Here is a 10984-nt window from a genome sequence, read left to right as displayed (position 1 = left end):
TTTGATTGACGCGCGTGATAGAATGTCGCTTGCCGTCTTTTATACGATATGACGCAAGGAAGTACGAATGGAACTAGAACAGCAGGTTAAAGTAGTCGATTCCATCCACCAGAAGCTCGACGAGTTCGTTGGTCAGCGCCTTTCGGTGCGTGCGAATATGGGTCGTTCGAAAATCGTCGAATCCGAGGGCGTGCTGGTGCAGGTTCACCCGCAGCTCTTCATTATGGAGGTCGATCGCAAGCGCGGTCGTACGTCTCGTCAGTCTTACCAGTACGTCGACGTTCTCACGGGCACCGTCGAGCTGAGCCAGAATGGCGAATCCCTGTTTGGATCGCTCATCGAATCCATTGCTGGCGACAACGAGGAATCCTCGCTTCCCGTGATGGAATCCGCTCAGGTGGAGAACTAATTCATAAGTCTCTTTTCGCTTGACATGCAGCAGGACAATGGGCAAAATACCTTCTTGCTGAACCAATGGGGATGTAGCTCAGTTGGGAGAGCGCAGCGTTCGCAACGCTGAGGCCGAGGGTTCGATCCCCTTCATCTCCACCATTGATCATGTAGGCCGCCCGCGTTATCGCGGGTGGCCTTTTTCGTATTCGCGACAGGGAAATCGAGGACGAGCCGTGATTCATCAGATTACCGACCCAACCGATGGGCGCGTGAAGCCCTTCGCGGGCATGCGTGACGCGCAGCTTCGAGGCGACGAGGGGGTGGGTCCCGGACTGTTTATTGGCGAGTCGGCAAATGTCATCAATCGCGCTCTCGATTCGGGTGTGAAGCCCCATTCCCTGTTCATGGAGCAGAAGTGGGTTGCGAAATCGCAGGGCCTTATCGAGCGCTTCGAGAACCTGGGCGCGCCCGTGCTCGTTGCGGACCCTGCTGTGTTCAAGGCCATTACGGGCTACGACGTCACGCGTGGCGCGGTGGCGTGCCTGTATCGTCCTCAGCTTCCCTCTGTGGACGAGGTGCTTGCCGGGGCAACGCGCATTGCCGTGCTCGAGGACGTTATGAATGCCACGAACATTGGGGCTGCATTCCGCTCTGCGGCCGCGCTGGGCATTGATGCCGTTTTGCTTACGCCTTCGTGTCACGATCCGTTCTATCGTCGTGCTGCGCGCGTTTCCATGGGCACGATCTTCCAGGTGCCGTGGACGCGCATTGGGCGCAAGCATGAGCAATGGGCAGCCGAGGGCATCCCTCTTCTGGAACGCTATGGCTTTCAGACCGCCGCCATGGCGCTTTCCGACGACAGCATCTTCCTGGGCGACGAGCGTCTGCTCCAGTGCCCGAAGCTCGCCATCATCATGGGCACGGAAGGGGAGGGCCTGAACCCCGAAACCATCGCCCGAGCCACTTTCACGGTGAAGATTCCCATGGCTCATGGGGTCGATAGCCTCAATGTTGCCGCCGCAAGCGCGGTGGCGTTTTGGGAGCTTCGCAAACGCTATTAGTGGTACCCCATTTTGCGGGTGATACAAAATATGCATTGCCCTAAAAAGCAACCATTTTGGCTCGACGGGGAAAATTTATGCGACAAACAGGCAAACTAAACGTTGTGTCTTAACCCACGTTTTTGTATGATTACGCGGTCAGGTCAAGAATCCCCCTTAATGGGTGATGCCTTGACGAGGGGTTTTACCGTACAGTGCGGAGGCGTGGAAGCGTGCACTTGCAGCTGCACCTTCCAACTGGAGGTAAAACAGAGAAGTATTTGGAAGGAGGTTAGGAATGAGCGAGGAGACTAAGGGATCCACCACGGCCGCGACTCAGCAGGCAGCTGCAGAGCCTGCTAACAAAAAGAAGAAGTGGCCTATCGTGGTGGGAATCATCGTCGTTGTGATCGCTGTCGCGGGCATTGGCTTCTGGAACTGGCATAACCAGCCGAGCTTCTGCAACGCAGTGTGCCACACGTCGATGGATGCCTATGTTGCCACGTACGACCAGGAGGCTAACACCACCGGCATCGACAAGTACGGCAACGAGGTATCGAACACCAATGCGATGCTGGTTGTGTCGCACAAGGAGCAGGGCGTAAACTGCCTGGGCTGCCATGTGCCCACCCTGTCGCAGCAGCTCACCGAGGTCGGCGAAACCATCACGGGCGATTACTATTACCCGCTGGAGGAAGTCGGCACCGAAGAGCTGATGGTGAACTCGGGCCACGCAGAGGGCACGGGTGATGAGTTCTGCCTGAAGAGCGGTTGTCACGACATTACGCGTGAGGACCTGACGGAGCTGACGTCCGACATGGACTTCAATCCGCATCGTTGGCAGCACGGCGAGATCGCTTGCAGCGAGTGCCACAAGTCGCACCGCGCGTCGGTATTCTACTGCACGCAGTGCCACTCTGAGGCTGCTGCTAGCATGCCCGACGGCTGGCTGACGTACTCTGATGGTCAGAAGGCGCTTGCTACGGCTGAAACGCTGTCGTAACGTCTGCCTAAGAGGCACCAAACGTTATTCGCTAGAGGGGTTTAGCGAATAACGAGCAATACGAAGGGACTTACCGGTTCGCCGGTAGGTCCCTCGTTGCGCTTTTGGGGGTATTGTCACTTCTGGATTGTCAGGAGTACCGCTCTGGTACCATTTGGTAGTCTGGGTGACTGTTTTGAAACAGGTGGGAAGGTAGTTCATTGAACGCTAAAACGAAGAAGCGCATGATCGTCGTCACGGGCGTTATCGTCATGGTGCTCATCCTCATTCTTGCTATCGTGGGCGGCAGCACGGCCGCTAAGACCATTGGCGTCGCCGACGCGGCGAGCGGCCAATACGTTGACCAGCGTGTGCAGGTAACCGGCAATGTCGTTGAAAATTCGTACACGACTACTGGTAACGTGCTCACGTTCTCCATTTACGATCCCGATAGCGAAGACGGCGTTACGCTCAACGTGAGCTACGACGGTGCCGCAGCTTCCACGTTCGGCAACGACGTGACTGCTATTTGCACGGGCAAGATTGGCGATGATGGCGTTCTGTATGCCAGCGAAATGGTCACCAAGTGCCCCTCCAAGTACGAGAGCGGCACCGAGGCCCTTACCGTCGATCGCATGATGGGCTATGGCTCCGACATCACCGGTACCACCGTTCGCGTGACGGGCAAGATTCAGGCAGGTAGTCAGAACGCTGCCGGCCAGGGCGATCGCTTCGTGCTCGAAGACGCCGATACGGGTGCAACCGTCTCCGTCCTCTTCGACGGTGCCGTTTCCGAAGAGACGCTTGCCGATGGCGCTTCCGTCGTCCTTACGGGCAACCTCACCGAAGACGGCAAGTTTTCCGCAACGAACGTGGCCTTGGCCGAATAGCCACGTCCGGTAAGAAAGGTTCTATCTATGGCATTCATTGGTTTGATGGGGTTGCTGGTTGGCTTTGCGGGCATCATCGTGTCCGTGGTCTGCCTGATCGCCGGCGTTGCCCTTCGTTCCCGCAACCCCCAGGGCGCGGGCGAGACGCTGGTTTGGGGCGGCCATGTGGCCGTGATCGTCACGTTCCTGGCGCTCACCTTCTGCTGTGGCCTGCTCGTGTACTGCTTCCTCACGGGTGATACGAGCATCGAATACGTCGTTGGCGCGCAGAGCAAGCAGACGGGCATTCTGGGAACGCTCTATCGCATTTCCGGCCTGTGGGAGGGTCGCGAGGGCTCGCTGCTGTTCTGGGCGTGGCTCATTTCGCTGTTTGCCTCCGTCATGTCGCTCCGCAACATGAAGCGCACCGAAAAGCTCGATAGCGTGGCGCTGGTCGTCATCCAGCTGGTGCTGGCTGGCTTCGTGGGCATTCTGCTCTTCTCCGAGGATAACTGCCCGTTCGTTGCCATGGCGGAAAGCTACTTCGATGCCGATGGCAACCTTACCGGCGCGGCTGCGCTGTGGGGCATGAACACGCTCCTGGAGCACTGGGCCATGGCCATTCATCCGCCTGCGCTGTTCATTGGCTATTCGGGCCTTACCGTTCCGTTTGCCTATGCCGTGGCCACGCTGGTCATTGGCGATAGCAGCGATGCCTGGGTGCGCCGTTCGCAGCGCTACACCATGGTTGCCTGGTGGATGCTGGGCATCGGCATTGGCCTAGGTTCCGTGTGGGCCTACGTCGTGCTTGGCTGGGGCGGCTACTGGGGCTGGGACGCCGTGGAAAACGCCAGTCTGCTTCCGTGGCTCGTGGGCGTTGCGCTCATCCACAGTCTTACCATCTACCGTCAGCGCGGTGCGTTCAAGCGCTGGTCCATCATGTGCGCGTGCATCACGTTCGCGTTCGTTATCACGGGTACGTTCATTTCCCGTTCCGGCCTGATCGAGTCGGTGCATGCCTTCGAGGGCGATCCGGTTTCCCTGGCGCTGTTCGGTTCGCTCATCGTGCTTTCGCTTCTGGCTGGCATCGTGGGCCTGGCGCTGCGCTGGAAGCGCTTCGCCCCCAAGAGCGCTGCCGACGAAGCGGTGGATTCGCTCGTTTCCCGCGAGGCTGCCTACTACTTCAATAACGTACTCATGCTCGTTTTCGCCATCCTGGTGTGCTATCTCACCGTGGCCAGCGCGCTGCCCAGCTGGATGCCCTTCGGCGGCACCAGCGTGAGCACGGGCACGTTCAACGCCGTGGCGCGTCCGCTTGGCGTGTTCTACCTGGCCGTTCTGGCCGTATGCCCGCTGCTGGGCTGGACGGTCACGCAGCGTAGCGCCTTCCTGGCGAAGGCCAAGGTGCCCGCCATCTGCGCCCTGGTGCTCTTCGTGGTCCTGGTAGTCTATTCGTTCACGTACCTGTTCCCCAGCTATGACGCCATCATCGATGGGGGCGGTAGCGCGGGCATGGGCCTGGCTGCCGAAGGCCCGGGTTGGTACTACAAGGGTCTTACCATCGTGGGCTTCCTGGTTGCCAGCATCCTGTTCTTCAACACGCTGTTCCTCATTGGCCGTACGTGCAGCGCCTACGCCAAGGCGCACGGCACGAACCCCGTGGCATCGTTCTTCAAGATGATTGGCGGCAATGCCTCGCGCATTGGCGGCTACACCGCCCATCTGGGCATGGCCGTCATCCTCATTGGCCTCATCTGCTCTTCCATGTACGTTACGGAAGAGACGGGCTACATTGCCTATGACGAGGAATCCGATACCGCCGAAGAGTTCACCATCCAGGACTTCACGCTGAAGTACACGGGTAACGAGATCTTCGAGGGCGATAGCGGCAACGACATCTACTACGTCGTCGAATTCGACGTGTATCGCAATGGCGAGTATATTGGCCATGTTGCCCCGAGCATGCAGCTGGTGGAAAGCACGCAGCAGACCAAGTCGAACGCCGCGGTGATCAGCTTCGCCGAGGAAGACCTGTTCGTGGTGTACAAGGGTGTGAACAATGCGGGCGACTACAGCCTGGACGTTCGCGTGAACCCGCAGATCAGCTTGGTGTGGGTTGGCTTCGGCATGCTCATGCTGGGCGCTGCCATCGCTGCTCTTGGCCGTCGTTCGCGTAAGCAGAAGGCGGATGAGGCACAGCCGGTTTCCCTGCCCAACAAGGAGGATTAGGGTGGAAGACGCCCCTCAAGCCGCAATTGAACTTTCCCATGTCAGCAAGGTATTTGGTCAGCGAAAGGCCGTCGACGATCTTTCGCTGACCGTTCCCGCCGGGGCGTTCCTCTCCATCTTCGGTCCGAACGGAGCGGGGAAGACCACGCTTCTGCGCATGCTTGCCACGCTTTCGCGTCCTACGCGTGGTCGGGCAAGCCTTTCCGGAATCGACCTGAAGGACGATCCGGATGCTGCGCGTGAGCATATTGGCCTCATCTCGCATAACTCCATGCTCTACGGCGACCTTACGGCCGAGGAGAACCTGCTTCTGGCCGCACGTCTGTATGGCATCGTGAATGCGCAGGAACGCGTGGACGAAATGCTCGAGGCCGTGGAGCTTTCGCACCGCCGTCTCGATACCGTGCGCACGTTTTCCCGCGGCATGACGCAGCGCCTGTGCATTGCGCGCGCCTTGTTGCATGACCCCGACGTTGTGCTGCTCGACGAGCCGTACTCTGGCCTCGACCCGCACGCCATGGAGATCTTCGACGACCTCATCGAGCAGGTGCGCAGCGGCCGTACGTTCGTCATGGTCAGCCACGACCTGCGCAAGGGCTTTGGCGTGTGCACGCACGCCCTGGTTATGGCGAAAGGGCGCAAGGTTGCCTACGCACCCAAGGAGGACATCGATTTCCAGGCGTTCGAAGAGCTGTACAAGAAGACGGTAGGGATGGGGGTTTCCTAATGGCCGTTACGATCCGCAAGCCGTCTACGTTCCAGCAGTACCTGAATCTGCTGGGGAAGGACCTGCGCCGCGAGTTTCGCACGCGCGAGATGCTTACCGCTATGGGCATCTACGCGTTTCTGGTGCTGGTAGTGTATGGCGCCGCCTTGGCTCAGACGGCAAACACGTTCGATATCCTGCAGATGAGCGCGGGCCTGCTGTGGGCCCTCATCGTGTTCACGTCGCTGCTGGGCTTGAACCGCAGCTTCGCGCACGAGCAGGAAAATGGCTGCCTCGAGGGCATCTTGCTGGTGCCGCTCGACCGTAGTGTGGTGTTCCTGGCGAAGGCCACGAGCAATCTGCTCTTCCTGCTGGCGGTGGAGATCATCGTCCTGCCGCTGTTCTATTTCTTCTTCCTCACCACTACCACGCCAGCCGACACCTGGCCCCTGCTGTTCCTGCCGCTTCTGGTGGGCACCATTGGCATTGCCGGCATCGGCACGCTGCTTGCCACCATCACGGTGAACACGCGCGGCAAGGACGTCTTGCTGGCCGTGCTGTTCATCCCGCTGATCTATCCGCTGCTCTACGCCTGCGTCTCGGCAACCACGGTCGTCATCGCCGGCGGCGACGTGGAGTCCATGTTCGTGCCAGCTCTTGCCCTGGCGGGCGGCTATGACGTGGTCATGGTTTTGCTTTCTTGGGTGCTGTACGACTTCGTGATCAGCGCCTAGGGTGATTGTTGTAACGCTACGCGTTTAGAACTACGACAAAAGGAAAGGTATGACTAGTAAAACTACGAAAAGCCCCCGCGTGGGTGGATGGTGGGATGGCATTGCCCCCGCTATCACGCTCGTTGGTGCGCTGCTGACTACCGTGGGTTTCGTGCTGGCATTTACGCTGGCTGGGCCTGTTAACGGTGCCGCCATCGACGGCGTCGAGGTCATCGGCGGCCAGATGGTTGCCAACCAGCTGCTCTTCTCGCAGAAGATCTTCTACTTCCACGTGCCAACCGCCATTGCCAGCTTCGTGGCCCTGATGGTTACCGCGTACTACTGCGTGCGCTTCCTTATGACGCGTGACGCTGGCTACGACCTGCGTGCCAAGGTTGCCACGGAAGTCGCGCTCGTCTTCGTTATCGCCGTTATGGTCACGGGCGAGATGTGGACGCGCTTCGAGTGGGGCGTCTGGTGGACGTGGGAGCCTCGCCTTACCACGTACCTCATTCTTATGCTGCTGGTCATTGCGTACTTCGTGCTGCGCGCTTCCATCGACGATCCCGAGCGCCGCGCCGTGTTCGCAAGTGTGTTCGGCCTGATCATGTTCGCGGACGTTCCCGTGTGCTTCATGATCACGCGCCTCATTCCCTCCAGCGTGCACCCCGTTATCTTCCGTACCGATTCGGGTCTTTCGCCCGATATGCTCGTGCCGTTCCTGCTTGCGCTGTTCGGCATGCTGTTCGTCACGTATGGCCTGTTCCGTCTTCGCGTACGCGCGGCGGAGCTCGATGCCCGTGCCGAGCGAATCAAAGAGCAGCTTGACGACTAACCCGAAGGAGCAATCATGAATCCCATTCTCGAACAGATCTACGCGACCATCCTTCCTTCCGCCCCTTATGTTATTGCGGCGTATGCGCTCGTTTGGCTGGCGCTTTTGGTGTACGTTGTACTCATCACCGTCCGTCTGAAGAAGACCGAAGCTCAGATGGCCGTGCTGGAAGAGGCGTTGGCTGCCAAGGAAGCCGATGCCACCGACAGCATCACCAAGAAATAGCTTTACCAAGAAGGAAGTTCGTTACATGAAGGCTCTTATTCCTGCAGCTGGCATGGGTACGCGTTTTCTGCCTGCCACCAAGGCGGTTCCGAAGGAAATGCTGCTCGTCGTCGACCGTCCGGTAATCCAGTACGTCGTCGAGGAAGGCCTGGCCTCCGGCGCCGATGAAGTGGTTATCATCAACAGTCGCGAGAAGAAGGCAATCGAAGATCACTTCGCTCCCGATCCCCAGCTCGAGGAAACCTTGGTGGGTCGCGGCAAGAAGGCCTACGCCGAAGCCGTGCATCATGCGGGCAATCTGCCCGTGAGCTTCGTCTACCAGGACGAGCCCCTGGGCCTGGGCCATGCCGTGCGTTGCGCTGCCGAAAAGACGGGTGACGAGCCCTTCTTCGTGTTGTTGGGTGACGTTATCGTTCCTGGCAACGACATGCTCAACCGCATGAAGGCCATCTCCGACGAGCACAATGGCGCAAGTGTCATCGCGGTGCTTCCCGTGCCCGACGATCAGGTAAGCCGCTTTGGCGTTATCGATGGCGTGGAAATCTCCGAGGGCGTTTGGAAGGTCAATGGCCTGGTGGAGAAGCCTCCCGTAGAGGAAGCCCCTTCGAACCTCACCGTGTTCGGTCGTTACCTGCTTTCTCCGCGCGTTATGGAGCTCCTTGCAACCGTGAAGCCGGGTGCGGGTAACGAAATCCAGCTTACCGACGCTCTCGATGCTGTGCTGGCCGAAGAGGAAATGTATGCCATGGTCATCAGCGACGACGAGGGCTTCGATACGGGCACCGTTGCTACGTGGCTCGACACGAACAACCGCCTCTACGCTCGCAAGAACGGCTAGTTGCTGGTTTCATAGCTTGCTCGCAAGGCTCCGCCAATCGGTGGGGCCTTGTTTTTTATGCCTTCATTGCGTTCATGGGTCATTGCGTTGCGAGGGTTTCGGGCAATCGATAGGGCTTGGAAAAAGAGAATGGCCCGAGCCAGTAAGGGAGTGGGCTCGGGCCTGCAAGGAGGGATGGTGCTTACGCACCCGCTGCCCGGTAGGTTAGGGAGGAGGGAGAACCGGACAGCTTCAAACTTTAGGAGGGATACCTTTCGTTTGATGAACCAATTATAAAATGCGGGAATGCAGAAACCACGACCTGGGCGTGCGCGTTTTATGAATCGCGTATCGGGATAGTAACAGGCCTACCCCAAGGGCGTTACAAACGACGCGCTGCCTGCCATGGCGCCCCCAATTTCATTGCGTAGCTCAGTTGGTGCGCGTTCCATTTACCGGGGCGCTGCGGGGTTGGGGCGGTATACTTACATGAACGATTTTTCGGCCAGCTGCGCTTCGTGGCATGCATGGCCATCGAATAGTGAGGAACATCATGGCGGATATCCAATTGCGCTTCCACAAAGACATGCTCGTCCTTTCCGGTTCGCTATCCCATGCGTTTGGAATTCAGGGGTTCGACGAAGCGCAGCAAATCCTGCTTCCTGTCATCGAGCCCGAAGTGGTCGAGGAGACCTTGCGCCTGCAGCTGGCCACGGGCGCGCCTTGTCTGGTTGCTCCCACGGGTGCCATCACGCGTGCCCGTCTGGCTCACGTGCGCGCTTCGGAAAAGGATGCCGAAATTGCCCAGGCGGCGTTGCGCATTGCCTCGGCATTCAAGCCCCAGCATCTTATCGCAAAGATTGGTGCTACTGGCCTGCCCATCGACCCTTCCAGCAAGTCTTCGCTCGTGGCAAATCGCGATCAGTACGCCCGTGCGGCCACGGTGTTGGGGGAGGAGGGTGTCGATGCCTTCTTCCTAGACGGCATGGCTAGCCTAGACGACATCCGTTGCGCGCTCATGGGCATTCGCAAGGAATGCTCCACGCCGGTGCTCGTGTCGGTGGATGCCGCCGAAGACGGCACGTTCGCGGGCGGTCGCGAAAACATTGAGGATGCAGCACGCTTGGCCATGGAGTTCGAAGCCGACGTGTTCGGCTTCCGTGCCTCTGCCGCGCCCGAGGTTCTGTGCTCGCTGGCTCGTCGCGTCGCCGATGCCACGCCGCTGCCGCTGCTGGTACAGTTCGATGTGCCCGAGCCTCCCGCGCGTCGAGCGACGCTCAACCCCGGCCCCTTCGATTCGCCCGATGGCATGGTTGTCATTGCGCGCGACCTGCGTGCCGCTGGCGCTCAGTTCCTGCGTGCGACGGGCAAGGCCACGCCGGCTTACACGGGCGCGCTTGCTGCTTCCGTGGCTGGCCTCGACTGCGTAAGGTAGGCGCGTATGGCCATTCGCCAGCCCATTAGCAATATCAACCGCAGCGACGATTACGGCGCCCTGCAGCGCGTGGTTTCCGAGCTATACAGGCACACCGATATGGTGAGCCGCATGGACGTGGTCGTGTTGGTGGAATCCTACGACCTTCCCGCCGATTTGCAAGAGATCGTCTCGCTGCTGCCGCCGGGCTACTATACGCGCGAGCGCTTGTGCGACCAGCTGAATTCCGCAATTTCCGGCCATGCGTGGGGGCAGGTGTACGGAACGGTGGAGTAGGGCGTAGCGTTCGCCCCTGAAACGAGAGGCGGGCAGACCGTATGGCCTGCCCGCATAAAGCCTCACCCCCGCCCTAAGGATGAACCCACCTCAGAAAGGTGGGTGCCCGCAGCTTGTTTCCTGGCTTTCGCGCCAACAGGCGCGAATCTCCATTCCGCAAGCAATCTAGAGCTCCCTAACAAAATGCATCGGTCCATCGCAATATTACGGGGATCGAAGGTGAAGCCTAGATAGAATATAGCATCTTGAGCGCCGAAATAAAGGCTTGATATCTTCTCCGTAATGTGGTGAAGTAATGGCATACGCGCGATATCCTTTAAGGCGTTTCCCCAGGAAAACGTTACTATCGAAATCTGCTTTCTGCCATTTTCGGTCGACGCGTCATGCCTTCTTCCGCACCAGGACGCAACCTCCATCGCGATACGCTATCATATTGCGGAATTCGCCAACGAAAGGAATGCCGC

Annotated in this window: 12 protein-coding genes, 1 tRNA gene and 1 other RNA gene; 13 read left to right on the top strand and 1 reads right to left on the bottom strand. The window is 59.1% G+C overall.

Going from position 1 to position 10984, the window contains the following annotated elements:
• The first annotated feature begins 67 nt into the window (after window positions 1-67).
• The 13 genes from E7002_RS02025 (at window position 68) to E7002_RS01965 (ending at window position 10520) form a co-directional block, all read left to right on the top strand.
• Window positions 68-409, top strand: a complete 342-nt coding sequence (locus tag E7002_RS02025) for a Veg family protein (protein ID WP_303727252.1) — start codon at window positions 68-70, stop codon at window positions 407-409.
• A gap of 67 nt (window positions 410-476) precedes the next feature.
• A tRNA-Ala gene (locus tag E7002_RS02020) sits at window positions 477-552 on the top strand.
• Window positions 553-626: 74 nt separating this feature from the next.
• A complete protein-coding gene (locus E7002_RS02015; protein WP_369692482.1) occupies window positions 627-1454 on the top strand; it encodes a TrmH family RNA methyltransferase in 828 nt (275 codons plus the stop codon).
• A gap of 277 nt (window positions 1455-1731) precedes the next feature.
• The gene (locus tag E7002_RS02010; RefSeq protein WP_303727251.1) at window positions 1732-2436 is read left to right on the top strand and encodes a cytochrome c3 family protein; all 705 of its coding nucleotides are present in this window, start codon (window positions 1732-1734) and stop codon (window positions 2434-2436) included.
• A gap of 200 nt (window positions 2437-2636) precedes the next feature.
• On the top strand, window positions 2637-3305 hold the full coding sequence (locus tag E7002_RS02005; RefSeq protein WP_303727250.1) for a cytochrome c maturation protein CcmE: 669 nt from the start codon (window positions 2637-2639) through the stop codon (window positions 3303-3305).
• Window positions 3306-3332: 27 nt separating this feature from the next.
• Complete coding sequence (locus E7002_RS02000) at window positions 3333-5513, top strand: heme lyase CcmF/NrfE family subunit (protein WP_303727249.1); 2181 nt, start codon at window positions 3333-3335, stop codon at window positions 5511-5513.
• A gap of 1 nt (window position 5514) precedes the next feature.
• A complete protein-coding gene (locus E7002_RS01995; protein ID WP_303727248.1) occupies window positions 5515-6240 on the top strand; it encodes an ABC transporter ATP-binding protein in 726 nt (241 codons plus the stop codon).
• On the top strand, window positions 6240-6953 hold the full coding sequence (locus E7002_RS01990) for a heme exporter protein CcmB (protein ID WP_303727247.1): 714 nt from the start codon (window positions 6240-6242) through the stop codon (window positions 6951-6953). Before E7002_RS01995 ends, E7002_RS01990 begins: the two co-directional genes overlap by 1 nt.
• 49 nt (window positions 6954-7002) lie before the next feature.
• Window positions 7003-7767 (top strand): cytochrome c biogenesis protein, encoded by a 765-nt coding sequence (ccsA, locus tag E7002_RS01985; RefSeq protein WP_303727246.1) that lies wholly within the window; start codon window positions 7003-7005, stop codon window positions 7765-7767.
• 15 nt (window positions 7768-7782) lie between these two features.
• Window positions 7783-7992 carry a CcmD family protein gene (locus E7002_RS01980; protein WP_066661158.1) on the top strand — a complete coding sequence of 70 codons (210 nt, stop codon included), beginning with the start codon at window positions 7783-7785 and terminating at the stop codon, window positions 7990-7992.
• A gap of 25 nt (window positions 7993-8017) precedes the next feature.
• Window positions 8018-8830 (top strand): UTP--glucose-1-phosphate uridylyltransferase, encoded by an 813-nt coding sequence (locus E7002_RS01975; protein WP_303727245.1) that lies wholly within the window; start codon window positions 8018-8020, stop codon window positions 8828-8830.
• Window positions 8831-9362: 532 nt separating this feature from the next.
• Complete coding sequence (locus E7002_RS01970; RefSeq protein ID WP_303727244.1) at window positions 9363-10244, top strand: homocysteine S-methyltransferase family protein; 882 nt, start codon at window positions 9363-9365, stop codon at window positions 10242-10244.
• 6 nt (window positions 10245-10250) lie between these two features.
• Window positions 10251-10520, top strand: a complete 270-nt coding sequence (locus E7002_RS01965; protein WP_066661161.1) for a hypothetical protein — start codon at window positions 10251-10253, stop codon at window positions 10518-10520.
• Window positions 10521-10573: 53 nt separating this feature from the next.
• Here E7002_RS01965 and ssrS read toward each other — a convergent pair.
• Window positions 10574-10751, bottom strand: a non-coding RNA gene (gene ssrS, locus E7002_RS01960) — 6S RNA.
• Window positions 10752-10984 lie beyond the last annotated feature (233 nt).

The organism is Denitrobacterium detoxificans, from assembly GCF_015062615.1.
Lineage (GTDB): Bacteria > Actinomycetota > Coriobacteriia > Coriobacteriales > Eggerthellaceae > Denitrobacterium > Denitrobacterium detoxificans_A.
This window is presented reverse-complemented; position numbering and strand designations above follow the sequence as displayed.

Bases quoted from the DNA above. Each gene is read 5' to 3' on its own strand.
- E7002_RS02025 (WP_303727252.1), top strand. From the start codon at position 68: ATGGAACTAGAACAGCAGGTTAAAGTAGTCGATTCCATCCACCAGAAG.
- E7002_RS02010 (WP_303727251.1), top strand. From the start codon at position 1,732: ATGAGCGAGGAGACTAAGGGATCCACCACGGCCGCGACTCAGCAGGCA.
- E7002_RS02000 (WP_303727249.1), top strand. From the start codon at position 3,333: ATGGCATTCATTGGTTTGATGGGGTTGCTGGTTGGCTTTGCGGGCATC.
- E7002_RS01990 (WP_303727247.1), top strand. From the start codon at position 6,240: ATGGCCGTTACGATCCGCAAGCCGTCTACGTTCCAGCAGTACCTGAAT.
- ccsA (WP_303727246.1), top strand. From the start codon at position 7,003: ATGACTAGTAAAACTACGAAAAGCCCCCGCGTGGGTGGATGGTGGGAT.
- E7002_RS01980 (WP_066661158.1), top strand. From the start codon at position 7,783: ATGAATCCCATTCTCGAACAGATCTACGCGACCATCCTTCCTTCCGCC.
- E7002_RS01975 (WP_303727245.1), top strand. From the start codon at position 8,018: ATGAAGGCTCTTATTCCTGCAGCTGGCATGGGTACGCGTTTTCTGCCT.
- E7002_RS01970 (WP_303727244.1), top strand. From the start codon at position 9,363: ATGGCGGATATCCAATTGCGCTTCCACAAAGACATGCTCGTCCTTTCC.
- E7002_RS01965 (WP_066661161.1), top strand. From the start codon at position 10,251: ATGGCCATTCGCCAGCCCATTAGCAATATCAACCGCAGCGACGATTAC.